This is a genomic window from Pseudomonas sp. P106(2024) (assembly GCF_057480815.1).
Map to the genome: position 1 here is coordinate 76,162 of NZ_JBLIYU010000006.1, position 24,941 is coordinate 101,102.

Annotated in this window: 24 protein-coding genes and 1 other RNA gene; 16 read left to right on the top strand and 9 right to left on the bottom strand. The window is 65.7% G+C overall.

All coding sequences use genetic code 11. From position 1 onward, the window contains the following. Positions 1–3: 3 nt before the first annotated feature. From AC25M7_RS12145 to AC25M7_RS12210, 14 genes are all read left to right on the top strand, one after another. Complete coding sequence (locus AC25M7_RS12145) at positions 4–198, top strand: cbb3-type cytochrome oxidase subunit 3 (protein WP_028692879.1); 195 nt, start codon at positions 4–6, stop codon at positions 196–198. After that, positions 195–1,136 (top strand): cytochrome-c oxidase, cbb3-type subunit III, encoded by a 942-nt coding sequence (ccoP, locus tag AC25M7_RS12150; protein WP_028692878.1) that lies wholly within the window; start codon positions 195–197, stop codon positions 1,134–1,136. Before AC25M7_RS12145 ends, ccoP (AC25M7_RS12150) begins: the two co-directional genes overlap by 4 nt. Before the next feature lie 431 nt (positions 1,137–1,567). Then, positions 1,568–3,010 (top strand): cytochrome-c oxidase, cbb3-type subunit I, encoded by a 1,443-nt coding sequence (ccoN, locus tag AC25M7_RS12155; protein WP_028692877.1) that lies wholly within the window; start codon positions 1,568–1,570, stop codon positions 3,008–3,010. Next, complete coding sequence (gene ccoO / locus AC25M7_RS12160) at positions 3,010–3,618, top strand: cytochrome-c oxidase, cbb3-type subunit II (RefSeq protein ID WP_028692876.1); 609 nt, start codon at positions 3,010–3,012, stop codon at positions 3,616–3,618. The genes ccoN and ccoO overlap by 1 nt, the downstream gene beginning before the upstream one ends. A gap of 5 nt (positions 3,619–3,623) precedes the next feature. Then, the gene (locus AC25M7_RS12165; protein ID WP_028692875.1) at positions 3,624–3,815 is read left to right on the top strand and encodes a CcoQ/FixQ family Cbb3-type cytochrome c oxidase assembly chaperone; all 192 of its coding nucleotides are present in this window, start codon (positions 3,624–3,626) and stop codon (positions 3,813–3,815) included. After that, positions 3,812–4,792: a cytochrome-c oxidase, cbb3-type subunit III gene (gene ccoP / locus AC25M7_RS12170; protein ID WP_062362508.1), complete on the top strand. Its 981-nt coding sequence runs from the start codon at positions 3,812–3,814 to the stop codon at positions 4,790–4,792. Before AC25M7_RS12165 ends, ccoP (AC25M7_RS12170) begins: the two co-directional genes overlap by 4 nt. 254 nt (positions 4,793–5,046) lie before the next feature. Continuing rightward, a complete protein-coding gene (ccoG, locus tag AC25M7_RS12175) occupies positions 5,047–6,462 on the top strand; it encodes a cytochrome c oxidase accessory protein CcoG (RefSeq protein WP_028692873.1) in 1,416 nt (471 codons plus the stop codon). 15 nt (positions 6,463–6,477) lie between these two features. Further along, entirely contained in the window at positions 6,478–7,008 is a 531-nt protein-coding gene (locus AC25M7_RS12180) for a FixH family protein (RefSeq protein WP_028692872.1), read from the top strand. Between the two features lie 148 nt (positions 7,009–7,156). Beyond that, on the top strand, positions 7,157–9,628 hold the full coding sequence (locus AC25M7_RS12185) for a heavy metal translocating P-type ATPase (RefSeq protein ID WP_486971105.1): 2,472 nt from the start codon (positions 7,157–7,159) through the stop codon (positions 9,626–9,628). Further along, positions 9,610–9,822, top strand: a complete 213-nt coding sequence (gene ccoS / locus AC25M7_RS12190) for a cbb3-type cytochrome oxidase assembly protein CcoS (RefSeq protein ID WP_062574686.1) — start codon at positions 9,610–9,612, stop codon at positions 9,820–9,822. The genes AC25M7_RS12185 and ccoS overlap by 19 nt, the downstream gene beginning before the upstream one ends. After that, a complete protein-coding gene (locus AC25M7_RS12195; protein ID WP_028692869.1) occupies positions 9,815–10,498 on the top strand; it encodes a sulfite exporter TauE/SafE family protein in 684 nt (227 codons plus the stop codon). Before ccoS ends, AC25M7_RS12195 begins: the two co-directional genes overlap by 8 nt. 128 nt (positions 10,499–10,626) lie before the next feature. Then, positions 10,627–12,009, top strand: a complete 1,383-nt coding sequence (gene hemN / locus AC25M7_RS12200; protein ID WP_028692868.1) for an oxygen-independent coproporphyrinogen III oxidase — start codon at positions 10,627–10,629, stop codon at positions 12,007–12,009. 187 nt (positions 12,010–12,196) lie between these two features. Next, entirely contained in the window at positions 12,197–12,931 is a 735-nt protein-coding gene (fnrA, locus tag AC25M7_RS12205; protein WP_088851748.1) for a Crp/Fnr family transcriptional regulator FnrA, read from the top strand. A gap of 52 nt (positions 12,932–12,983) precedes the next feature. Continuing rightward, the gene (locus tag AC25M7_RS12210; protein ID WP_028692867.1) at positions 12,984–13,532 is read left to right on the top strand and encodes an adenine phosphoribosyltransferase; all 549 of its coding nucleotides are present in this window, start codon (positions 12,984–12,986) and stop codon (positions 13,530–13,532) included. A 158-nt stretch (positions 13,533–13,690) separates the two neighbouring features. Here the strand turns inward: AC25M7_RS12210 and recR are convergent, their stop codons facing one another. From recR to dnaX, 3 genes are all read right to left on the bottom strand, one after another. Next, positions 13,691–14,293, bottom strand: coding sequence for a recombination mediator RecR (gene recR / locus AC25M7_RS12215; RefSeq protein ID WP_028692866.1), 603 nt, complete (start codon positions 14,291–14,293; stop codon positions 13,691–13,693). Between the two features lie 90 nt (positions 14,294–14,383). Next, positions 14,384–14,719 carry a YbaB/EbfC family nucleoid-associated protein gene (locus AC25M7_RS12220; RefSeq protein ID WP_028692865.1) on the bottom strand — a complete coding sequence of 112 codons (336 nt, stop codon included), beginning with the start codon at positions 14,717–14,719 and terminating at the stop codon, positions 14,384–14,386. Positions 14,720–14,782: 63 nt separating this feature from the next. Continuing rightward, entirely contained in the window at positions 14,783–16,849 is a 2,067-nt protein-coding gene (gene dnaX / locus AC25M7_RS12225) for a DNA polymerase III subunit gamma/tau (protein WP_028692864.1), read from the bottom strand. Between the two features lie 131 nt (positions 16,850–16,980). Between dnaX and AC25M7_RS12230 the strand changes: the two genes are divergently transcribed. Further along, entirely contained in the window at positions 16,981–17,787 is an 807-nt protein-coding gene (locus tag AC25M7_RS12230; RefSeq protein WP_486971106.1) for a substrate-binding periplasmic protein, read from the top strand. Here AC25M7_RS12230 and AC25M7_RS12235 read toward each other — a convergent pair. Beyond that, on the bottom strand, positions 17,748–18,242 hold the full coding sequence (locus AC25M7_RS12235; protein WP_062362568.1) for a DUF2938 family protein: 495 nt from the start codon (positions 18,240–18,242) through the stop codon (positions 17,748–17,750). The two genes, AC25M7_RS12230 and AC25M7_RS12235, sit on opposite strands and share 40 nt — an antisense overlap. 84 nt (positions 18,243–18,326) lie before the next feature. Here AC25M7_RS12235 and AC25M7_RS12240 point away from each other — a divergent pair, with 84 nt between their 5' ends. Then, positions 18,327–18,731: a helix-turn-helix domain-containing protein gene (locus tag AC25M7_RS12240; protein WP_197866418.1), complete on the top strand. Its 405-nt coding sequence runs from the start codon at positions 18,327–18,329 to the stop codon at positions 18,729–18,731. 30 nt (positions 18,732–18,761) lie between these two features. Here AC25M7_RS12240 and AC25M7_RS12245 read toward each other — a convergent pair whose 3' ends face one another. The 5 genes from AC25M7_RS12245 to zipA all read right to left on the bottom strand — a co-directional run bounded on the left by AC25M7_RS12245 (position 18,762) and on the right by zipA (position 24,911). Further along, complete coding sequence (locus AC25M7_RS12245; RefSeq protein ID WP_280092553.1) at positions 18,762–20,711, bottom strand: hypothetical protein; 1,950 nt, start codon at positions 20,709–20,711, stop codon at positions 18,762–18,764. Positions 20,712–20,734: 23 nt separating this feature from the next. Next, positions 20,735–21,130 carry a hypothetical protein gene (locus tag AC25M7_RS12250; protein WP_036986831.1) on the bottom strand — a complete coding sequence of 132 codons (396 nt, stop codon included), beginning with the start codon at positions 21,128–21,130 and terminating at the stop codon, positions 20,735–20,737. A 163-nt stretch (positions 21,131–21,293) separates the two neighbouring features. Next, an RNA gene (ffs, locus tag AC25M7_RS12255) (signal recognition particle sRNA small type) lies at positions 21,294–21,390 on the bottom strand. A gap of 187 nt (positions 21,391–21,577) precedes the next feature. Further along, positions 21,578–23,920: an NAD-dependent DNA ligase LigA gene (gene ligA / locus AC25M7_RS12260; protein WP_186596114.1), complete on the bottom strand. Its 2,343-nt coding sequence runs from the start codon at positions 23,918–23,920 to the stop codon at positions 21,578–21,580. Between the two features lie 100 nt (positions 23,921–24,020). After that, entirely contained in the window at positions 24,021–24,911 is an 891-nt protein-coding gene (gene zipA / locus AC25M7_RS12265) for a cell division protein ZipA (RefSeq protein ID WP_028692857.1), read from the bottom strand. Between the last annotated feature and the right edge of the window lie 30 nt (positions 24,912–24,941).

Here is a 24,941-nt window from a genome sequence, read left to right on the forward strand (position 1 = left end):
GCGATGGAAATGGACATCGGCATGATCCGCGGCCTGGGCACCCTGGTGGTGATGATCGCCTTCATTGGCCTGTCGCTCTGGGTGTTCAACCGTCGCCGCGACCGTGATTTCGCCGAAGCGCGCCTGCTGCCCTTCGTCGACGACCGCCTGCCCCCCGCCGGGCAGGAACCTGCCGTATTGAGGAGTACCCAGCAATGACCACCTTCTGGAGTACGTACATCAGCGTACTGACCATCGGCAGCCTGATCGGCCTGACCTGGCTGCTGCTCGCCACCCGAAAAGGCCAGAGCAGCGACACCACCGACCAGACCATGGGCCACAGCTTCGACGGCATCGAGGAGTACGACAACCCGCTGCCCAAGTGGTGGTTCTGGCTGTTCGTCGGCACCCTGGTGTTCTCGGTCGGCTACCTGATCCTCTACCCGGGCCTGGGCAATTGGAAAGGCATCCTGCCTGGCTACGAGAATGGCTGGACCCAGGTGGACGAGTGGCAGAAAGAGATGGACAAGGCCGACGCCAAGTTCGGTCCGATCTTCGCCAAGTATGCCGCCATGCCGGTGGAGGAAGTGGCCAAGGATCCACAGGCGTTGAAGATGGGCAGCCGGCTGTTCGCCTCCAACTGCTCGGTGTGCCACGGCTCCGACGCCAAGGGCTCCTACGGCTTCCCCAACCTGACCGACAACGACTGGCGCTGGGGTGGCGAGCCGGAGACCATCAAGGCCTCGATCATGAACGGCCGCCACGGCGTCATGCCGGGCTGGTCCACGGTGATCGGCGAGCAGGGCGTGGCCGATGTGGCAGCCTTCGTGCTGACCAACCTCGATGGCCGCAGCCTGCCGGAAGGCGTCAAGGCCGACCCGGCCAAGGGCCAGGAAATCTTCGCCACAAACTGCGTGGCCTGCCACGGGCCTGAAGGCAAGGGCACCCCGGCCATGGGCGCGCCGAACCTGACCCATCCGCAGGCGTTCATCTACGGCTCGAGCTTCGCCCAGCTGCAGCAGACCATCCGTTACGGCCGTCAGGGCCAGATGCCGGCGCAGCACGACATCCAGGGCAACGACAAGGTCCACCTGCTGGCGGCCTATGTGTATAGCCTGTCGCAAGAGCAAGCAGCAGAAACGGTAACCGCCAAGTAAAACCCCGTGGGAGCGGTAGTGCGCCGCTCCCACGACTCCCTCCCTCGCCCCTCCCCGCCTTGCACCCCCTCCGAACGCAACTAAGCTTGTTGCCACAGTGGCTCCGCTCGCAGCGACCGGAACAGACGTGGTGCACAGCCTGACATCACGCATCGACTCCACGCTCACGAGCCTGCGGCTTTGGGATGACGCCTTGCGTGCCCGTCCCGATCAAAAAGATTGACCGAACGATCAGAAAAACATGGAAAACGGTACACATTACAAATATTTATTTGTGTACAATCATCCAGCCCAAAAACCGCGGGACGGCGGTGAGAAGGGCCTGGACACGGGTCGGCGCAGGTTTCCTTGCGTTGCCATAACCCTGGTGGTTATCGATACTGGCGCCGATTTACCAACCAACAAGAACACCCAAACCGTGGAACCTTAGAATGAGCACTGCAATCAGTCCGACTGCTTATAACTATAAGGTCGTCCGCCAGTTCGCCATCATGACGGTGGTCTGGGGGATCCTTGGCATGGGGCTTGGCGTCTTCATCGCCTCGCAACTGGTATGGCCCCAGCTCAACCTGGACCTGCCATGGACGAGCTTCGGCCGCCTGCGCCCACTGCACACCAACCTGGTGATCTTCGCCTTCGGTGGCTGCGCCCTGTTCGGCACCAGCTACTACGTGGTGCAGCGTACCTGCCAGACCCGGCTGATCTCCGACAGCATGGCCGCCTTCACCTTCTGGGGTTGGCAGGCGGTGATCGTCGGCGCGCTGATCACCCTGCCGATGGGCTTCACCACCACCAAGGAATACGCCGAGCTCGAGTGGCCGCTGGCGATCCTGCTGGCCATCGTCTGGGTCACCTACGCCCTGGTGTTCTTCGGCACCATCGTCAAGCGCAAGACCAAGCACATCTACGTCGGCAACTGGTTCTACGGCGCGTTCATCGTGGTCACCGCGATGCTGCACATCGTCAACCACATCTCGCTGCCGGTGAGCCTGTTCAAGTCCTACTCGGCCTACGCTGGCGCCACCGACGCGATGATCCAGTGGTGGTACGGGCACAATGCCGTGGGCTTCTTCCTGACCACCGGCTTCCTGGGGATGATGTACTACTTCGTCCCGAAACAGGCCGAACGCCCGATCTACTCCTATCGCCTGTCGATCGTGCACTTCTGGGCGCTGATCACCCTGTACATCTGGGCCGGCCCCCACCACCTGCACTACACCGCACTGCCGGACTGGGCGCAGTCACTGGGCATGGTGATGTCGATCATCCTCCTGGCGCCGAGCTGGGGCGGCATGATCAACGGCATGATGACCCTCTCGGGGGCCTGGCATAAGCTGCGCACCGACCCGATCCTGCGCTTCTTGGTGGTGTCGCTGGCATTCTACGGCATGTCCACCTTCGAAGGCCCGATGATGGCCATCAAGACGGTCAACTCACTGTCGCACTACACCGACTGGACCATCGGCCACGTCCACGCCGGCGCCCTCGGCTGGGTGGCGATGATCTCGATCGGCGCGGTCTACCACATGATCCCGAAACTCTACGGCCGCGATCAGATGCACAGCGTCGGCCTGATCAACGCGCACTTCTGGCTGGCCACCATCGGCACCGTGCTGTACATCGCCTCGATGTGGGTCAACGGCATTACCCAAGGCCTGATGTGGCGCGCCATCAACGACGACGGCACCCTCACCTACTCCTTCGTCGAAGCCCTGCAGGCCAGCCACGCGGGTTACATCGTCCGCGCCCTGGGCGGTGCGTTCTTCGCCTCCGGCATGCTGCTGATGGCCTACAACGTGCTGCGTACCGTGCGCGCCGCCAACCCGGTTCAGGCTGAGGAAGCCGCCAAGATCGTCGTCGTGGGAGCCCACTGATGAAGCATGAAGCAGTCGAGAAGAATATCGGCCTGATGGCCTTCTTCATGGTCATCGCCGTCAGCGTCGGTGGCCTCACCCAGATCGTCCCGCTGTTCTTCCAGGACGTCACCAACAAGCCGGTCGAGGGCATGAAGCCACGTACCGCGCTCGAGGTCGAGGGCCGCGACATCTACATCCGCGAAGGCTGCGTGGGTTGCCACTCGCAAATGATCCGGCCGTTCCGCGCCGAGACCGAACGCTACGGCCACTACTCGGTGGCCGGCGAGAGCGTGTGGGACCACCCGTTCCTGTGGGGTTCCAAGCGTACCGGGCCCGACCTGGCCCGCGTCGGCGGCCGCTACTCGGACGACTGGCACCGCGCCCACCTGTACAACCCGCGCAACGTGGTACCGGAATCGAAGATGCCGTCGTACCCGTGGCTGGTGGAAAACAAGCTCGACGGCAAGGACACCGCCAAGAAGATGGAAGTGCTGCGCACCCTGGGCACGCCGTACACCGACGAAGACATCGCCGGCGCCCGTGACGCGGTCAAGGGCAAGACCGAGATGGACGCCATCGTCGCGTACCTGCAAGGCCTTGGCACCCTCATCAAAAGCAAACGGTGACACTGATGGATATCGGGATGATTCGCGGCCTGGGCACCGTCGTGGTGCTGGTGGCCTTCGTGGGCCTGGCGCTGTGGGTGTTCAGCCCGCGGCGCAAGCAGGAATTCGACGAAGCGACGCAATTGCCGTTCGCGGACGATCCAGAAGCCACCCGCCACGTCGAGCAAGCAAAAGCTTCTAGGAGCAAACAACAATGACAACCTTCTGGAGTCTGTACGTCACCGTCCTGACCCTGGGCACCATCTTCGCCTTGACCTGGTTGCTGCTGTCGACCCGCAAGGGCCAGCGCGAAGAGATCACCGACGAAGTCGTCGGCCACGCCTTCGACGGCATCGAGGAGTACGACAACCCGCTGCCGAAATGGTGGTTCTGGCTGTTCGTCGGCACCGTCGTCTTTGCCCTCGGCTACCTGGTGCTGTACCCGGGCCTGGGCAACTGGAAAGGCATCCTGCCGGGCTATGCCTACGTCGACAACGACAAGAAGACCGAGTTCTCCAACGGCCAGGCCGGCTGGACCGGCGTGCACGAATGGGAAAAGGAAATGGCCAAGGCCGACGCCCGCTTCGGGCCGATCTTCGCCAAGTTCGCCGCCATGCCGCTGGAGGAGGTGGCCAAGGACCCGCAGGCCCTGAAGATGGGCGCTCGCCTGTTCGCCTCCAACTGCTCGGTATGCCACGGTTCCGACGCCCGGGGCGCCTACGGCTTCCCCAACCTGACCGACAACGACTGGCGTTGGGGCGGTGAGCCGGAGACCATCAAGACCACCATCATGAACGGTCGCCACGGCGTGATGCCAGGCTGGGCCTCGGTGATCGGCGAACAGGGCGTGGCGGACGTGGCGGCCTTCGTGCTGACCAACCTGGACGGGCGCAAGCTGCCCGAGGACGCCAAGGCCGACCCGGCCAAAGGCCAGCAGATCTTCGCCACCAACTGCGTGGCCTGCCACGGCCCCGAGGGCAAGGGCACCCCGGCCATGGGCGCGCCGAACCTGACTCATCCGCAGGCGTTCATCTACGGCTCGAGCTTCGCCCAACTGCAGCAGACCATCCGCTATGGCCGTCAGGGACAGATGCCGGCCCAAGCGCAGATGCAGGGCAACGACAAGGTCCACCTGCTGGCGGCCTACGTCTACAGCCTGTCGCACCAGGAGCAACAAGAGCCAAAAGCCGAGTGATGGGTCAACCGTGGGAGCGGCGGTGCGCCGCTCCCACGTTCATTCGAGCATAAAACGAGCCGAAACTGACCTGAATCAATTGACACCCGCCATAACACGATTCACACCACGAACCCAACGCGACTAAAGGTCGCAGCGCGCCCCGCACGCGCCATCTCAGGCGTATCATGGGCCGCAGAGCGCTAGCAGAACGCGCGAGACTGCGGCCGGCACGCACTGGCCGCGGCATTTCTCCACTGCCGTGGGACTTGATGATGAGCAAGCAAATTCCGGTACATGACGTCACCCCGCCTGCCAGCAAAGGGAAGGATTCCGTCGACCTCTACGCCTCGCGCGAAAAAATCTACACCCGCGCCTTCACCGGCATCTTCCGCAGGCTGCGGATGGTCGGTGGCGCGGCGCTGTTTTTGCTGTACTTCGGCACCGTCTGGCTGAACTGGGGCGGCCACCAGGCCGTCTGGTGGAACCTGCCCGAACGCAAGTTCTACATCTTCGGCGCCACCATCTGGCCCCAGGACTTCATCCTGCTCTCGGGGATCCTGATCGTCGCCGCCTTCGGCCTGTTCTTCATCACCGTGTATGCAGGGCGGGTCTGGTGCGGCTACACCTGCCCGCAAAGCGTCTGGACCTGGGTGTTCATGTGGTGCGAAAAAGTCACCGAGGGTGATCGCAACCAACGCATGAAGCTGGACAAGGCGCCCATGAGCACCAACAAGTTCCTGCGCAAGCTGGCCAAGCACAGCCTGTGGCTGCTGATAGGCTTCGTCACCGGCATGACCTTCGTCGGCTACTTCTCACCGATCCGCGAGCTGGCCATCGAGTTCTTTACCGGCCAGGCCGATGGCTGGGCCTACTTCTGGGTCGGTTTCTTCACGCTGGCCACCTACGGCAACGCCGGCTGGCTGCGCGAGCAGGTGTGCATCTACATGTGCCCGTACGCGCGCTTCCAGAGCGTGATGTTCGACAAGGACACCCTGATCGTCTCCTACGACCCGCGCCGCGGCGAGACCCGCGGCCCGCGCAAGAAGGACATCGACTACAAGGCCAAGGGCCTGGGCGACTGCATCGACTGCACCATGTGTGTGCAGGTCTGCCCCACCGGCATCGATATCCGTGATGGCTTGCAGATCGAGTGCATCGGCTGCGCCGCCTGCATCGACGCCTGCGACAGCATCATGGACAAGATGAACTATCCCAAGGGCCTGATCAGCTATACCACCGAGCACAACCTGTCCGGGCAGAAGACCCACATGCTGCGCCCGCGCCTGATCGGCTACGCCCTGGTGCTGCTGGTGATGATCGGCGCCTTGGTCACCGCTTTCGCCACCCGTTCGCTGATCGGTTTCGACGTGGCCAAGGACCGCGTGCTGTACCGCGAGAACGCCCAGGGGCGGATCGAGAACGTCTACAGCCTGAAGGTGATGAACAAGGACCAGCACGACCACGTCTACGTGCTCGACGCCGCTGGCCTGCCCGACCTCAAGCTCGAAGGCCAGCGCGAGATACGCGTCACCGCCGGCGACATCGTCAACCTGCCGGTGCAGTTGTCGGTCGCCCCTGAACAACTGCCCTCGACCACCAACGAAATCACCTTCATCCTCAAGGACGCCGACGACAGCGCCAACCAGGTTGAAGCCAAGAGCCGTTTCATCGGCCCACAGATCCGCTGAGAGAGAACATCGACAATGCCTGCAGCCACCGCCGCCAGCCCCTGGTACAAGCACCTCTGGCCCTGGATCATCATCGGCATCCTGGCCACCTCGGTGTGCCTGAGCCTGACCATGGTCAGCATTGCCGTGCGCAACCCGGACAACCTGGTCAACGACAACTACTACGAGGCCGGCAAGGGCATCAACCGCTCTCTGGACCGCGAGCTGCTGGCCCAGACCCTCAACCTAAAGGCCAGCGTGCACCTGGACGAGCTGACCGGCGAGGTGGAGGTGCGCCTGACCGGCAACAGCGACCCGCAGACGCTGGAACTGAACCTGATCTCGCCGACCCAGCCGGACAAGGACCGCAAGGTGCCGCTGATCCGCGCCGAGCAAGGCCGCTATGTCGGCCAGCTCGACGACAAGGTCCAGGGGCGGCGCTTCGTCGAGCTGCTGGGCAGCCAGGATGAGCATGTGTGGCGGTTGTTCGAGGAGGAGAAGGTCGAGCATGGGGTGACCTTGCAGCTGGGGGATGAAGCGCTGCAAGGGGCCGAGCACCAGCAATGAATCGCCGCACCGCAGGGGGCGCCTTGCGCCCCTTTCGCGGCACAAGGCCGCTCCTACAGGGACACGCGATCCCCTGTAGGAGCGGCCTTGTGTCGCGAAAGGGCTGCAAAGCAGCCCCAACAACCCCAAAGTACAAGACCGCACCAAGATGACCCACCCCACCCCCTGCTACCACTGCGCCCTGCCCGTCCCCGCCGGCAGCCGCTTCACCGCCGTGGTCCTCGGCGAGCCGCGGCAATTCTGCTGCCCCGGCTGCCAGGCAGTGGCCGAGTCCATCGTCGCCGGTGGCCTGGAGCACTACTACCAGCACCGCAGCGACACCAGCGCCAACCCCGAGGCCCTGCCCCGCCAGCTCCAGGATGAACTGGCGCTGTATGACCGCAGCGACGTGCAGCAATCCTTCGTGCGCCATGCCGGCGAGCTGGCCGAAACCATCCTGATGGTCGAGGGCATCAGCTGCGCCGCCTGCGGCTGGCTGATCGAGAAGCACCTGCGCAACCTGCCCGGCGTCGACGACGCCCGCCTCAACCTGTCCAACCACCGCCTGCTGGTCAGCTGGGACGACCAGCAACTGCCGCTGTCCAGGCTGCTGGCCGAGCTGCGCCAGATCGGCTATGCAGCCCACCCCTACCAGCCCGACCAGGCCGCCGAACAGCTGGCCCGGGAGAACCGCGGCGCCCTGCGCCGCCTGGGCGTGGCCGGGCTGCTGTGGTTCCAGGCGATGATGGCGACCATGGCCACCTGGCCGGAATTCAATATCGACCTGTCGCCCGAGCTGCACACTATCCTGCGCTGGGTCGCGCTGTTCCTCACCACCCCCATCGTGTTCTACAGCTGCGCGCCGTTCTTCAAAGGCGCGGCCCGCGACCTGCGCACCCGCCACCTGACCATGGACGTCTCGGTGTCGCTGGCCATCGCCCTGGCCTACTGCGCCGGGATCTGGACCGCGATCACCGGCAGCGGCGAGCTGTACTTCGACACCGTCGGCATGTTCGCCTTGTTCCTGCTCACAGGCCGCTATCTCGAACGCCGCGCCCGCGAGCGCACCGCGGCAGCCACCGCGCAACTGGTCAACCTGTTGCCAGCCTCGTGCCTGCGCCTGGACGCCAACGGCCAGGGCGAGCGCATCCTGCTCGGCGAACTGCAGTGCGGCGACCAGGTGCAGGTGCTGCCCGGCGCGGTGATCCCGGCCGACGGGTTGATCGTCGACGGCCGCTCCAGCGTCGACGAATCGCTGCTGACCGGCGAATACCTGCCCCTGGCGCGCCGCGTTGGCGACCGGGTGACCGGCGGCACCCTCAACGTCGAGAGCACCCTCACCGTCGAAGTCCAGGCCCTGGGCCAGGACTCGCGCCTCTCGGCCATCGTCCGCCTGCTGGAGCGCGCCCAGTCGGAAAAACCGCGCCTGGCGGAAATCGCCGACCGCGCCTCGCAGTGGTTCCTGCTGTTCACCCTGGTGGCCGCCGCCGTAATCGGCGTGGTCTGGTGGCAACTGGATGCGCCACGGGCGTTCTGGATCGTCCTGGCCATGCTGGTCGCCACCTGCCCCTGCGCCCTGTCACTGGCCACGCCGACCGCCCTCACCGCGGCCACCGGCAGCCTGCACAAGCTCGGCCTGCTGATCACCCGCGGGCATGTGCTGGAGGGGCTGAACCAGATCGACACGGTGATCTTCGACAAGACCGGCACCCTCACCGAGGGCCGCCTGGCCCTGCGCAGCGTGCGACCGCTGGGCCAACTGGACAGCGACCAGTGCCTGGCGCTGGCCGCCGCCCTGGAAAACCGCTCCGAGCATCCCATCGCCCGCGCCTTCGGCCGCGCCGCCCAGGCCGCCGAAAGCGTCAATGCCATGCCAGGGTTGGGTCTGGAAGGCGAGTTGGCCGGCCAGCGCCTGCGCATCGGCCAGGCCGCCTTCGTCTGCGCCCTCAGCGGCGCCGAGGTCCCCGCCGTGCCGGAGCCGCGCGGGCAATGGCTGCTGCTGGGCGACCGGCAAGGGCCGTTGGCCTGGTTCGCCCTGGACGACCGCCTGCGCGACGACGCCCAGGACCTGGTGACCGCCTGTAAAGCCCGTGGCTGGCAAACACTGCTGCTGTCCGGCGACAGTTCACCGATGGTCGCCGAGGTGGCCGCGCAGCTGGGCATCGACCAGGCGATCGGCGGCCTGCGCCCGGACGACAAGCTCGCTCGCCTCAAGGCCCTGCAAGGCGAGGGCCGCAAGGTGCTGATGCTCGGCGACGGCGTCAACGACGTGCCAGTGCTGGCCGCCGCCGACATCAGCATCGCCATGGGCAGCGCCACCGACCTTGCCAAGACCAGCGCCGACGCGGTATTGCTGTCCAACCGCCTGCAAGCGCTGGTACAGGCCTTCGACCTGGCCCGCCGGACCCGCCGCAATATTGTCGAGAACCTGCTCTGGGCGACGCTGTACAATGGCCTCATGCTGCCGTTCGCCGCGCTCGGCTGGATCACCCCGGTGTGGGCGGCAATCGGCATGTCGGTCAGCTCGCTGATCGTGGTGCTCAACGCCCTACGCCTGACCCGGCTGCCCGCCGATGCGGCGCCGGCCGCGCGCGAGCCGGCGTCGCTCGAAAGGAAACCGCTATGCCCGCCCTCTACGTGATGATTCCCGCCGCCCTGCTGCTGGTCGGCGTTGCCGTGTACATCTTCTTCTGGGCGGTGGACAGCGGCCAGTACGACGACCTCGAAGGCCCGGCCCACAGCATCCTGTTCGATGACCAGGATCCGCGCCATCAGGCCGCCGTGAAGCCCGGGGACGAACAGCCCGACGACCAGGACCCCTCGCCACGTGCCTGAACTGATTCCGCTCCTGGGCTCGGCGCTGGTCCTGGGCCTGCTCGGCGGCGGCCACTGCCTGGGCATGTGCGGCGGCCTGATGGGCGCCCTCACCCTGGCCATCCCACCCGAGCAACGCGGCCGGCGCCTGCGCCTGCTGCTGGCCTACAACCTCGGGCGCATCCTCAGCTATGCCGCCGCCGGCCTGCTGCTGGGCCTGGCCGGCGTGGCGCTGGCCAGCAGCCCGCTGGCCATCGGCTTGCGCGTCATCGCGGCGCTGCTGTTGATCTGCATGGGTCTGTACCTGGCCGGCTGGTGGAGCGGCCTGACCCGTATCGAGGCGCTCGGCCGCGGCCTGTGGCGCCATGTGCAACCCGTGGCCACCCGACTGCTGCCGGTGTCCAGCCTGCCTCGCGCCCTGCTGCTGGGCGCCCTGTGGGGCTGGCTGCCGTGCGGGCTGGTATACAGCACCCTGTTGTGGGCGGCGAGCCAGGGCGATGCGCTGCACAGCGCGGCGCTGATGCTGGCGTTCGGCATCGGCACCTGGCCGGTGCTGCTGGCCACGGGGCTCGCGGCGGAGCGCGTCGGCGCCCTGTTGCGCAAGCGCGGCGTGCGCGTGGCCGGGGGCGTGCTGGTTATCCTGTTTGGTTTGTGGACGTTGCCAGGGCCGCACCAGCACTGGTTGATGGGACACTGATCGCGGGGCAAGCCCGCCCCCACGCCAGCCCCGCAACGGTCGCCAACTCACCTTGATACAAATCAACACGACTTCTTACATCCGCCCCTAGACTCCGGACACTGCAGCTCTATCCGGGGACCACCCACATGCTCGACGACCTACGCTGGGACGCCGACCTGATTCGTCGCTACGATCTGGCCGGGCCACGCTACACCTCCTATCCGACCGCCGTGCAGCTGCACGGCGAAGTGGGCTCGTTCGACCTGCTTCACGCCCTGCGCGAAAGCCGCCGCGCCACGCGTCCGCTGTCGCTGTACGTGCACGTGCCGTTCTGCGCCAACATCTGCTACTACTGCGCCTGCAACAAAGTCATCACCAAGGATCGTGGCCGCGCCGCGCCCTACCTGCAGCGCCTGGAGCAGGAGATCCAACTGGTCGCCTGCCACCTCGACCCGAAACAGGTGGTCGAGCAGCTGCACTTCGGCGGCGGCACGCCGACTTTCCTCAGCCATGTGGAACTGCGCCAGCTGATGGCCACCCTGCGCCAGCACTTCCACCTGCTGGACGACGACTCCGGCGACTACGGCATCGAGATCGACCCGCGCGAGGCCGACTGGTCGACCATGGGCCTGCTGCGCGAGCTGGGCTTCAACCGCGTCAGCCTCGGCGTGCAGGACCTCGATCCGGCCGTGCAACGCGCGGTCAACCGCCTGCAGAGCCTGGAGCAGACCCGCACCCTGATCGAGGCGGCGCGCACCCTGCAGTTCCGCTCGATCAACCTCGACCTGATCTACGGCCTGCCCAAGCAGACCCCGGAAGGCTTCGCCCGCACCGTCGAGGAAGTGATCCGCCTGCAGCCCGACCGTCTGTCGGTATTCAACTACGCACACCTGCCAGAGCGCTTCATGCCCCAGCGGCGCATCGACAGCGCCGACCTGCCGGCGCCGGCGGCCAAGCTGGAAATGCTCCACGCCACCATCGACCAACTGACTGCCGCCGGCTACCGCTACATCGGCATGGACCACTTCGCCCTGCCCGACGACGAACTGGCCATCGCCCAGGAGGAAGGCACCCTGCAGCGCAACTTCCAGGGCTACACCACCCACGGCCACTGCGACCTGATCGGCCTGGGCGTGTCGGCAATCAGCCAGATCGGCGACCTGTACTGCCAGAACAGCAGCGACCTCAACACCTACCAGGACACCCTTTCCACCGCCCAGCTGGCGACCCAACGCGGCCTTTTGTGCAACCAGGACGACCGCCTGCGCCGGGCGGTGATCCAGCAACTGATCTGCCACTTCGAACTGGATTTCGAGGCGATCGAGCAGGCCTTCACCATCGATTTTCGCGGCTATTTCAAAGAGCTGTGGCCGCAGCTGCAGGCCATGCAGCGCGACGGCCTGATCAACCTGGACGCCAAGGGCATCCGCATCCTGCCAGCCGGCCGCCTGCTGGCGCGCTCGGTATGCATGGTGTTCGACGCCTACCTCGCGCAGCAGAATCGCCAGCGTTTCTCCCGGGTGATCTGAGGCGATTGAGGCGTTTCACCACATGGACAGCCCGCCTTTCGAGGCACACTATGGACAGTTGAACGGTAGCGGAACACCCCTTCCCTGCCGCCGCTAGCGTGCACCAAAAATGCGCACACTGGCCTACAGCCCATGCCGCAGGTTATCCTTACGGCTTATGTGTGCTTTCCCACAAGGATCGAAAGAAATGTCCGAGCCAGTAAAACTGCGCCCACACAACCAGGCCCACTGCAAGGATTGCAGCCTGGCCCCCCTGTGCCTGCCCCTGTCCCTGAACCTGGAAGACATGGATGCACTGGATGAAATCGTCAAACGCGGTCGCCCGTTGAAGAAAGGCGAGTTCCTGTTCCGCCAGGGTGACAATTTCGGCTCGGTCTATGCGGTTCGCTCTGGCGCCCTGAAAACCTTCAGCCTCAGCGATGCCGGCGAAGAACAGATCACCGGCTTCCACCTACCCAGCGAGCTGGTCGGCCTGTCGGGTATGGACACCGAGGCCTATCCGGTGTCGGCCCAGGCCCAGGAAACCACCTCGGTGTGCGAGATCCCCTTCGAGCGCCTCGACGAACTGTCGGTGCAGCTGCCGCAGCTGCGCCGCCAACTGATGCGGGTGATGAGCCGCGAGATCCGCGACGACCAGCAGATGATGCTGCTGCTGTCGAAGAAGACCGCCGACGAGCGCATCGCCACCTTCCTGGTCAACCTGTCGGCGCGCTTCCGCGCCCGCGGCTACTCGGCCAACCAGTTCCGCCTGAGCATGTCGCGCAACGAGATTGGCAACTACCTGGGCCTGGCGGTGGAAACCGTGTCGCGGGTGTTCACACGCTTCCAGCAGAACGGCCTGCTCAAGGCCGAGGGCAAGGAAGTGCACATCCTCGACCCGATCCAGCTGTGCGCGCTGGCCGGTGGTGCGCTCGAAACCTGATCGCCGCGTGAACAGGGTATACTGGCGCCGAGTTTTTCCAGGATACCCGCCCATGCACAGCGACACCTTCGACCTCAAAGCCCTGATCCGCCCGGTAGTGGACTTCCCCAAGCCGGGCGTGATCTTCCGCGACATTACCCCGCTGTTCCAGTCGCCGCGCGGACTGCGCTATGTCGCTGACCAGTTCATCGAGCGCTATGTCGAGGCCGAGTTCAGCCATATCGGTGCCATGGACGCGCGGGGTTTCCTGATCGGCTCGATCATCGCCCATCAGTTGAACAAGCCGCTGATCCTGTTCCGCAAGCAGGGCAAGCTGCCGGCCGACGTGTTGAGCGAGGGTTACCAGACCGAATACGGCGAGGCCTTCCTGGAAGTGCACGCCGACAGCCTCTGTGAAGGCGACTCGGTATTGATCTTCGATGACCTGATCGCCACCGGCGGCACCCTGCTGGCCGCAGCCAACCTCGTGCGCCGCACCGGTGCCCAGGTGTTCGAGGCGGCGGCGATCATCGACCTGCCGGAACTGGAAGGTTCACGCCGCCTGCAAGCGGCCGGGGTGCCGACCTTCTGCCTGACCGAGTTTTCCCTGAGCGAATACTGAGTTCGCCTTCAGAACAATCGCGGGGCTACAGCCAGCCCTTTCAAGGTGCTGAAAATTGGCGTTCGACTTGGAATTGCCGGGGCTGCTTTGCAGCCCCGGCAATGTTGAGCTGGAAACGTCATATCTCAAAAATCGCAAGACCTTGAAAGGGCTGGGTCTTACAGCGAAATCGGCCTGCGCCCGGCAAAGGCGTGCGCCAGCGTCCCGCCATCCACCAGCTCCAGCTCCCCACCCAACGGCACGCCATGGGCGATGCGCGTGGCGGCCAGGCCTTTCTCGGCCAGCAACTGGGCGATGTAGTGGGCAGTCGCCTCCCCTTCCACCGTGGGGTTGGTGGCCAGGATAACCTCGCTGAAGGTGCCCTGCTCTTCGATCCGCGCCATCAACTGCGGAATGCCGATCGCCTCCGGCCCCAGGCCATCGAGCGGCGAAAGGTGTCCCTTGAGCACGAAGTAGCGGCCGCGATAACCGGTCTGCTCCACCGCGTACACGTCCATCGGCCCTTCCACCACGCACAGCTGGCTGTCGTCGCGGCGCGGATCGGCGCACTGCGGGCACAGCTCCTGCTCGGTCAGGGTCCGGCACTGGCGGCAGTGGCCGACGCCTTCCATGGCCTGGCTCAGGGCCTGGGCCAGGCGCGTGCCACCGCTGCGGTCGCGCTCGAGCAGTTGCAAGGCCATGCGCTGGGCGGTTTTCTGGCCGACGCCGGGCAAGATGCGCAGGGCGTCGATCAGTTGGCGGATCAGGGGGCTGAAGCTCATCTCGGCGGGCCGTCCAATTTCAGGAAACACAATGAACAAGGGAGCAACGTCCCACAGGTCGTTGCTCCCCGGTGTGAAGCGATCAGCCGATCAGAACGGCATCTTGAAACCAGGCGGCAGTTGCATGCCGGCGGTCATGCTGCCCATCTTGTCCTGGCTGTTCTGCTCGATCTTGCGCACGGCGTCGTTCAGCGCGGCGGCGATCAGGTCCTCGAGCACTTCCTTGTCGTCCTCGTCGGTCGACATCAGGCTCTGGTCGATGCTGACGCGCTTGACGTCGTGGCGACCGGTCATCACCACGCTGACCAGGCCACCGCCGGACTGGCCGGTGACTTCCGCGTTGGCCAGCTCTTCCTGCATCTTCTGCATCTTTTCCTGCATCTGCTGGGCCTGCTTCATCAGGCCGGCCATGCCACCTTTCATCATGGGGGTATACCTCGATTGGGTCATGTAATGCGGCCCCGCACAGGCGGGCCGCATGGTTATCCGTTATTGGCCCTGGCTGGCCAGGGCATCTACAGGCTCAATAGTATCCTGCCTGACCGTCGCGCCGAACTGCCGGATCATCTGCTGGATGAGCGGATCCTGCTCGATCGATACGACGGCGTCATGCTGGCGCTCGGCGCGCTTGCGCGAGGCCGCCTGGGCCGGCGTTTCCTGCTCGGGGCGAATCAGCTCGATCTTCAGGCGGATCTCGCGGCCCAACTGTTGGTTGAGCGCCTCATTCAGTCGGCGCTGCTGGGTCGAGTTGAACAGCGCGCCCTGCCCCGGGTCCAGGTGCAGCAGCCAGTCATCACCATCAGCGGCGATCAGCGTACAGTTTGCGGCGATGTTGCCTGTCATACCGGAGACAGGCAACTGTGGGAATAATTCCAGCCATTGCAGGGCCAGCCCGGTCGCCGGCATGGCCGCCGGCAGCGGCTCCGGCGCCTGGACGGGCGCCTCTTCCTGCACGTGCTCGGCCAGCTCGTCCAGGTAGCTGAAGCCGGCCGGGTCGCTGTCGGGCGTGTAGTAGTCCTCGTCTCCCGGCGGCTCGTCGTCACGCTCCATGCCCGCCGGGCTGTAGGCCGACGGATCGAACGGCGGCTCGTCGTAGTCCGGCTGCGGGTTGGCGGCTTCGACCGCAGGTGCAGGCTCGGGCGGCTGCTCGGGTGCAACCGGCGCCGGCGCGGCAACGGGCTCCTCCCACGGCAGGTCGATGACCTCCTCGACGGGCTGCGGCTGTGGCTCGGGCTCTGGTTCCGATTGCGGCGCCTCGACAACCTCGGCAACGACCGGCACTTCGACGACTGGCGGCTCGGGCTGCTCGGGTGGCTCAGCCATGGGCACCGGCGCGACCGCTTCAGCGACAGGGCTGGCGACAGCGGGCGGCGCCACGGCCACAGCCGCCGCTGCCACCGGTTGGGCCGGATCAGCTGTGGCCTGGCTGATCCCCAACGGCTTTAGTAGCGGCTTCGGCGCATCGTCGGTGTCGGCTGGGCGGAACGCCAGCATGCGCAGCAGGACCATCTCGAAGCCGCCACGCGGGTCCGGCGCCAGCGGCAGGTCGCGACGGCCGATCAGGCCCATCTGGTAATAGAATTGCACATCCTCGGCCGGCAGGGCCTGGGCCAGCGCCAGCACGCGCTCACGGTCGCCCTGGCCGTTGTCAACCGCCTCGGGCAGGGCCTGGGCGATGGCCACCCGGTGCAACACATTGAGCATTTCCGACAGCACGCCGTTCCAGTCCGGCCCTTGTTCGGCCAGGTCGCGCACCGCCTCCAGCAATGCCCGGGCATCACCTTCAAGCAACGCCTGCAGCACCCCGTACACCTGGCCATGATCGAGCGTGCCGAGCATCGCCCGCACGTCGGCAGCCAGCACCTTGCCCTCGCCAAAGGCGATGGCCTGGTCGGTCAGGCTCATGGCATCGCGCATCGAGCCATCGGCAGCGCGGCCGAGCAGCCACAGGGCATCTTCCTCGAACGGCACGTTCTCGGCGCCCAGCACATGGGTCAGGTGCTCGACCACCCGTTCCGGGCTCATGTTCTTCAGCGAGAACTGCAGGCAGCGCGACAGGATGGTCGCCGGCAGCTTCTGCGGGTCGGTGGTGGCGAGGATGAACTTGACGTAGGGCGGCGGCTCTTCCAGCGTCTTCAACAAGGCGTTGAACGAGTGGGTGGAGAGCATGTGCACTTCGTCGATCAGGTAGACCTTGAAGCGCCCGCGGCTCGGCGCGTACTGCACGTTGTCGAGCAGTTCGCGGGTGTCCTCGACCTTGGTGCGACTGGCGGCGTCGATCTCGATCAGGTCAACGAAACGGCCTTCGTCGATCTCCCTGCACACCGAACAGGTGCCGCACGGCGTGGAGGTGATGCCGGTCTCACAGTTCAGGCACTTGGCGATGATCCGCGCGATGGTGGTCTTGCCCACGCCCCGGGTACCGGTGAACAGGTAGGCGTGGTGCAGGCGCTGGTTGTCCAGGGCGTTGATCAAAGCCTTGAGCACATGGGTCTGGCCGACCATTTCGCGGAACGAGCGCGGACGCCATTTACGTGCAAGAACCTGATAACTCATCAAAAAACCATCGTGACCGGAGCGGGCGGAAAGAGCGCTAATGCTAGCGGAGCGGGGCCGAAATTGCACCCTGCCGATCTCGTCTAAGCTCATAGGCGGGCACACCAGCGGCAGATCAGGGAGGATGAGGCGTGCGGCGAGTCCTGGCCATCCTGTTACTGTGGACCACCCACGGCCTGGCGCAACCGCCGGTGCTGCGCTTTTCCGTCGCCGAGAGCTGGAGCATGCCGTTGATGCGCACCGAGGACCAGCAACCGGTGGAAGGCATCCTGTTCGAGCTGATGCAGGCCATTGCCCGGGAGACCGATGCCCGCCCGCAATACCACGTGATGGCCCGCCTGCGCCTGCAAGAGGCGATGCAAGCCGGCGAAATCGACGTGCGCTGCTATGTCTCCACCCAGTGGCTGACCGACCGGCCGGGCGACTACCTGTGGAGCATCCCCATCATTGAGCAGCGCGACCTGCTGATCGGCCGCCCCGGCCACAGCGGTCCCACCCGCCCGGAAACACTGCCGCCGCAGGCCATCGGCACCGTGCTCGGCTACACCTATCCCACCCTGGAGCCCCTGTTCAGCCAGGGCCGCCTGCAGCGCGAGGACAGCCGCAACCAACTACTGGCCCTGCAGAAGCTCGAGGCCGGACGCTTTCGTCACGCGATCAGCAACCAGCTGTCATTGCAGTGGTACAACCGCTCACTGCCACCGGGGCAGCGCCTGCACGCCTTGGCCGTGCTGGAAGAGCAAGCGCTGGGCTGCATGGTGCGCAACGATCCCCAACTGCCGACCCAAGGTGTGCTCAGGGCGCTGGTGCGGATCAAGGAGTCCGGGGAGATGCAGCGAATCGTCGAGCGGTATACCGATGGTCGCCAGCCCCGCCAGTTCGCCGATGACCAAGGGCCTCAAATACCTGCTGCCACGACACCCAGCGCCGCCAGGTAGAGGCCGATCCCGAACACGCAATGCGTCACCAGGCTGCGCAGACAACTCTTCAAGGGCGATGGCGTATTCGCAGCGAAGTACCCTGCACCCAATGCAGGCTGCACCACCACCAGCGGCACCAGCACCGAGACCACCCCGAACAGCAACGCGGGCCACAGGACCGGCGCCAGCAACCACCCCTCCCCGGCAATAGCCACCAGCAGCGCCGCAAACACCAGCCCCGTGGCGTAGTGGAGCAACCAGCCCCACGCCAGCTCACCCCTGACCGGCGCGGCCTTGCCGATCGCCACATGCCGCCAGCGCCCCGCGAACAGGTGGCCCGCCCAGCGCCCGACCAGCGCGTAGTTCAGCGTGGTGACGCCCAGGCGCCTGAGCAGCAGGGTCCACAGGTCCATGACCAGGGTGGCGCCGATGCCGATAAGCAAAATGGAAAATGCGAGAGAAGAAGCGCTCATGACGAAAGCCCTTGGCGGATTGACGGAAAGGTCGATGCCAAGCAGCATGCAAGTTGAAGTCAACTTCAAGTCAAGGGAGCTAAGATGGACATTGCCGATGTCGCCAGGCGCACCGGAGTGCCGGCGTCGACCTTGCGTTACTACGCGAACAAGGGCTTGCTCACATCGCTCGCCGGCCATGGCCAACGGCGGCAATTCCCGGCGGATACGCCAGAACGCCTGGCCCTGATCGCCCTGGGCCAGGCGGCAGGCTTTTCGCTGGACGAAGTGGCGGCGATGCTGGATGAGCAACGGGTTGACCGAGCGTTGCTGCTGGTCAAGGCCGATGAGATCGAGCAGAGGATCAAGCGCCTGCAGGCGATGAGCAAAGGGCTGCGGCATGCGGCAGCGTGCCCCGAGGAGAACCACCTGCAATGCCCGACCTTTCGGCGACTGATGCAAGTGTCGGCCAGCAAGGGCAAGCGTGGGAGTCGCCCTGTCCCGCGATAAGGCCCGCCAGACCACAGTACGACAGCGGGCTCAGTAGCCGTGCAACTCGCGGAACGGCTGGCCCTTGTGGTAGTTGATCCACTCTTCCACGTCATAGGGCAGGTACAACTGCCGACGCGCCCGCGACAGGGCGATGTACACCGCGCAAATCCGCGCATCGAAGGCGTAGGCGTCCTTGAAGCGCTGGGTGGTCATCAGCTCCGGCGTCAACAGCACCTGATCGAACTCCAGGCCACCGGCCTCCTCGGCCATCAACAGCGTGAGGCTGGCAGGCTGCGCGGCGACCCGCGCGTCCAGGCCGGTCAGGTCGGCAAGCTTGAAACCCGCCTCCAGCCGCGCCTCAACCCACTGGAACGCGGCATCGAAACGCTCAGACTCGCGCACCTGCTGCCAGTCGAGCAGGTGCGCGAAGTACGCATGCGGCCCTTCGGCGTCCTGTCCCGGTGCATAGAACGCCGCCCTGAACAGGCCAATCGCGGTGACCATGAACCGTCGCATGTCAGGCCAGTCGGGGAAGTTCAGCAGGCAGTTGGACTCGGCCATCTCCATGGCCCAGCGCATCGTGTCCCAGCGCGAGGCGGTCAGCACCACGCAGCCCTCGGGCGGGACGAACCCTTCGGGGAAGTGCTCGATGCCGACATCGACATGCCGCGCCGCCTCGAACGCGACCTTGGACTTCTTCGAGTGCACACCGATCAACGGGTTGATCAGCCGTTCCACCTTGGGCCCGGAGCGCACGGCGAAGGCCATGTCCTTCTGGCGCACCTGACGCTCGCGCCTGACCACCTCGCCGGAGGCCTTCTGGTACTCGTCGCCCAGGGTGATCAGCACCTGGCGGCCACGCTCGATAACCTGCAGCAGCGAGGCCGGCACGTCCTGGCTCTCGTCGATGATCACATGGCTGAAACGCGCGGGCACGCTGCAGCCACCCAGGCTGGCGCGCTTGAGCAGCAGCAACGCCTCGAACCCGGTCTGCGCGCCCCAGGTCGGCTGCGCCTCCAGGTAACGCCACAGGCGGCTGGCGTACTCGAGCAGCACCTGGGCATCGAGGCCGGACAGCGCCTGGCGAAAATGCGGCAGGTGGCGGCTGGACAGGCTGTAGTCCCGCGACTCGCAATAGTTGCGCAGTACTTCCAGGCAGATATCCAGGGCGTGCTCGGCGTCGTACTGGCGCAGCCCGACGATCCCCAGCTCTTCGGCCAGCCGGCGCTTGCCGGGACCGCGCTGGGCCGTCCGGGCGGGAACCGGCCGGGTGTCCTTGAGCAGGGCCCGGGCGAACTGGCCAAAGGTCATGCCGACCTTGGCCTGGGCATCCAGCCCCATGCGTCGACGCAGGGTACCGAGCTTGGCCGGCGTGCGCGCCAAGGCCAGCACCCGGCCACGGGGCAGGCATTCCATCAGCGCGCCGAGCAGGTAGCTCTTGCCGATCCCGGCGTAGCCCTGCACATGGATGTCCTCGTCGAGGTTGGCCTGGATGACCTTGAGCAGCTTGTCCTGCTCGACGGTCAGCCAACGCTCGCTGTCGAAGCCAGTGGTCACCCGCTGGCTGAACGGGTTGTCACTGTGGTGCAGGCGGATACGGTAGTCAAAATCCCACTTGCCGTCCGCCAGCAGGTACTCCCGCGCCTGAACCTGTTCGGTATCGAGCAGGCGCAGCTTGGAGCCCTTGATCACCTCGAGACCAAAATAGAGCTTGCGCGCATCGAACAGCCGACGGGCCTCGGACAGCAAGCCCACGCCAGGCGAGTGCGCGCCATCGACCGCCCATGCCAACAGCTTGCCGAGCACCTTTTCCGCCGCCCGCGCATCGACCTGCCCCTGTGCCTGGGCCAGGTTCTGGATCACCAGTACGGCCGCCAGTTCAGGGTCGCCCAGGGTATCGAGCGCAGGCGCGCCCTCGGCCTGCAGCAAGGCCTGGCACACCTCTGCGCTGACCGGCAGGTACACCGGATGGGAAAAATCGAAGTGTTCGGGCTGCATGTCGGTATGGGTCCGGGGATCACTCAAGATTTGTCGGATTCAGCGGCCTGCCCCACCACCAATTCGAAGCGGTAGGCCCCCAACGACCCCGACATGTCGCCGGGATAGCTGACACCCACCCGCGGTGCGTCGAGTACGCCATCGAGCTCATGCAGCGCCAGTTCCAGCAGCTTGCGCAAGTCGCGCACCGACTGCGCCGACACCTGCACCTGCAGCTCGAAGGCCGCCGCGTCAGCCGTTACTGCCACCGGCACGACCGCTGCCTCGAGAATACGCTCGTGTTCTTCTTCCATCTGGTCGAGCACCTGCGACAGCTCCAGCACACGCTCGGGGCTGGCGGCCATCTGGTCCTTGATTTCCAGGCGGCGCAGCTGCCACTCGCGGATCTTCTGGCGGGTGAGGTCGTCGACATGTTCCACGGTCGCTATCTCCTGGCCGTATGGGCCAACACGATGGGATGCATGATAAGGCGCTGCGCGGGATCGTGCAGGCGGAAAACAGTGCGAGGGTGTAAAGAAACGCGTCTGCTGGACGACGCCTGACAGGTACGCCGGAAAATTCCTGCGCCCAAAATGGAGGCGGCCCCACCAGCCACACCCCGGCACTCGATGTTCCCGCTATGGCTGCTCCCTTCCGGGCCTGACCAGGTTAACGGGTAATCAATGCGGGGGGACCGATGGGGCCACCACGACGGCTCGTCAGTTGACGAGCCGCGCCATTGTACAGCGCCGGGGCGAAGTTACAACCTTTGATCGTGAAAAAACCATCATTTCTCAAGGACTTGTGGCAAATCTATCGCGGGGCAAGCCCGCGCCCACGCCTCATCACCCGCGGGAGCGGGCTTGCCCGGCGAAAGGCAAGCGGGTTCAGACGCCGATACCACGCTCCGCCAGGAAGCCCACGAACGCCTCCTCGTCCATCACCGCGACGCCCAGCTCGGCGGCCTTGGCCAGCTTGGAGCCGGCGCCGGGCCCGGCGACCACGCAGTGGGTCTTGCCGGACACGGAGCCCGCCACCTTGGCCCCCAGGCTTTCCAACTTTTCCTTGGCGATATCACGGCTCATGCGCTCCAGGGTGCCGGTCAGCACCCAGGTCTGCCCCGCCAGCGGCAAGCCCTCGGCGGACTTCTTCTCGCACGACCAGTGCATGCCGAAGTCCAGCAACTGGGCCTCGATGGCACGGGCCAGTTGCTGGTTGGCCTCGACCTTGAAGAACTCGCGTACGCCTTCGGCCTGCTTGGTGTTCAGGGCCTGGCGCAGGTCGATACCGTCGGCGGCGATAATCCGCTCCAGGGTGCCCAGCTTGTCTACCAGTTTCTCGGCGCCGGTCGGGCCGACCGAGGGGATGTCGAGCTTGGCCAGCATTCCGGCCAGCGTGGTGCTGGCAGCGAACTCGGCGCCCAGCTCACCCTCGTCCTGCAACTGCATGCCGCAGGCCAGCAACTGCGCGATGACTTCGCGGTTGTGCGCGTCCTCGAAGAAGTTGTGGATCTCGTGGGCAACTTCCAGGCCGATGTCCGGCAGGTAGGTCAGTACCTGCGGCAACGCCACCTGCACTCGCGCCAGGCTGCCCAGGGACCGGGCCAGGACCTTGGCGGTCTCCTCGCCGACATCGGGGATGCCCAGCGCATAGATGAAGCGCGCCAGGCTCGGACGCTTGCTCGCCTCGATGGCAGCCAGCAGCTTGTTGCTCGACACCTCGGCAAAGCCTTCCAGCGCCACCACCTGGTCGAAGGTCAGGTGGTAGAGATCGGCCGGCGAGCGGATCAGGTTCTCGTCGACCAACTGCTCGACGCTCTTCTCGCCCAGGCCGTCGATGTCCATGGCCCGACGCGACACGTAGTGAATGATCGCCTGCTTGAGCTGGGCGGCGCAGCTCAGGCGCCCCACGCAACGGTACACCGCGCCTTCGCTGGTGGTTTCCTTGCCCTTGCTGCGCTTGACCAGCTGGGTGCGCTCGACCTGCGAGCCGCACACCGGGCACTGCGTGGGCACCTCGACCGGCCGGGCGTCCTGCGGACGGCGGTCGAGCACCACCTGCATCACCTGCGGGATCACATCGCCGGCGCGGCGGATGATCACCGTGTCGCCGATGCGCAGGCCCAGCCGGGCGATCTCATCCATGTTATGCAGGGTGGCGTTGGACACCGTCACGCCGGCCACCTTGACCGGCTTGAGCCGCGCCACCGGCGTCACCGCGCCGGTGCGCCCGACCTGGAACTCGACGTCGAGCACCTCGGTGAGCTCCTCCATGGCCGGGAACTTGTGGGCGATCGCCCAGCGCGGCTCACGGGCGCGGAAGCCCAGTTCACGCTGGGAGGCCAGGCTGTTGACCTTGAACACCACGCCATCGATTTCGTAGGGCAGGCCGTTGCGGCGGGCGCCGATGTCGCGGTAGTAGTCCAGGCACTCTTCGATACCAGCGGCATGGCGCAGCTCGCGGCTGATCGGCAGCCCCCAGGTCTTGAGCTTCTCGAGGATGCCGATATGGCTGTCGCCAAAGGCCTCGGACACCTGGCCAACGCCATAGCAGCAGAACTCCAGCGGGCGGCTGGCGGTGATCTTCGAGTCCAGTTGGCGCAGGCTGCCGGCCGCGGCGTTGCGCGGGTTGGCGAAGGTCTTGCCGCCGGCTTCGGCCTGCGCGGCGTTGAGCCGGTCGAAACCCGCCTTGCTCATGTACACTTCGCCACGCACTTCCAGCACCGCCGGCCAGCCCTCGCCCTGCAGCTTGAGCGGGATGTTGCGCACGGTGCGCACGTTGGCGCTGATGTCCTCGCCGGTGGTGCCGTCACCGCGGGTGGCGCCCTGCACCAGCTGGCCATCACGGTACAGCAGGCTCACCGCCAGGCCGTCGAGCTTCGGCTCGCAGCTGTAGTCCACCGCCGCCTGATCGCCGCCCGGCAGGTCCAGGCCTTCCACCACGCGACGGCCGAAATCACGCAGGTCGCCCTCCTCGAAGGCGTTGCCCAGGCTGAGCATGGGCACTTCGTGACGGACCTGGCTGAACGCCGCCAACGCCGCGCCTCCGACGCGCTGGGTCGGAGAGTCCGGGGTCACCAGGTGCGGGTGCTCGGCCTCCAGTGCCTTGAGCTCGTTGAACAGGCGGTCGTATTCGGCATCGGGCACGCTGGGTTCGTCGAGCACGTAGTAGCGGTAGTTGTGCTGGTCGAGTTCGGCGCGCAGGGCATGGATTCGGGATTCGGCGTTCATGGGTCGTCTTCTCTTGCAAAGCAAAAGAGCAGCCCCAGGCTGCTCTTTTGCTTGTGTCAGTGCGGCGCGGATCGAGGCTGGATCCGCCCGCTCGTAAACATCAGCGTTTCTGGGTCAGGGCGCGGCGCTCGAACTCGACGATGCGCTGGCGATAGTGCTCGATGGTCTGGGCGGTCAGCACGCTGCGCTGGTCGTCCTTGAGTTCACCGTTGAGCTCGTGGGCCAGCTTGCGCGCGGCAGCCACCATCACGTCGAAAGCCTGCTTGGGATGGCGCGGGCCGGGCAGACCGAGGAAGAAGCTCACCGCTCGGGTGCTGAAATGGTCGATGTCGTCCAGGTCGAACACGCCGGGCTTGACCGCGTTGGCCATGGAGAACAGCACTTCACCGTGGCCGGCCATGCTCTCGTGACGGTGGAAAATGTCCATCTCGCCGAAGCGCAGGCCGCTTTCGAGGATGTTCTGCAGCAGTGCCGGGCCCTTGAAGCCACTCTCGTCACGGGAAATGACGCTGATCACCAGCACTTCCTCGGCCGGTGGCAGCTCCTTGGCCGGCGTGCTCGGCGCGGTAAAGCCATTGGCGCGGGTGTTGTCGGCGGCGAAATCGTCGTCGCCACCCTCGAACAGGTCGGGCTCGCGGGGCTCGGCGGCCAGGTTCAGGTCACCCTGCTGCGGCTCGCTGTGGTTGCGCTTGCCGCGCTTGGCCTTGGCCGGCTTGGGTTCGCGCTCGCGCTCCCGTTCGCGCGCGGGGGCGCTCACCGACGGCAGGTCGGACTCGTCCAGCTCGGGCTCTTTGTGGGTTTCCAGCACACGCGCAGGGCCGAGCACCTCGGCGCTGCCGCTGTCGTCGTCCGGGGCGTTGGCGTAGCTACGGTCCAGACGGAACTTCAACTTGCCCTTGCCGCCGCGCATGCGGCGCCAGCCGTCGAAAAGAATACCGGCGATGACAATGATGCCGATGACGATCAGCCACTCGCGCAGACCGATTTCCATGTAATCCCGTGCCTCTATAAAAAATATGCT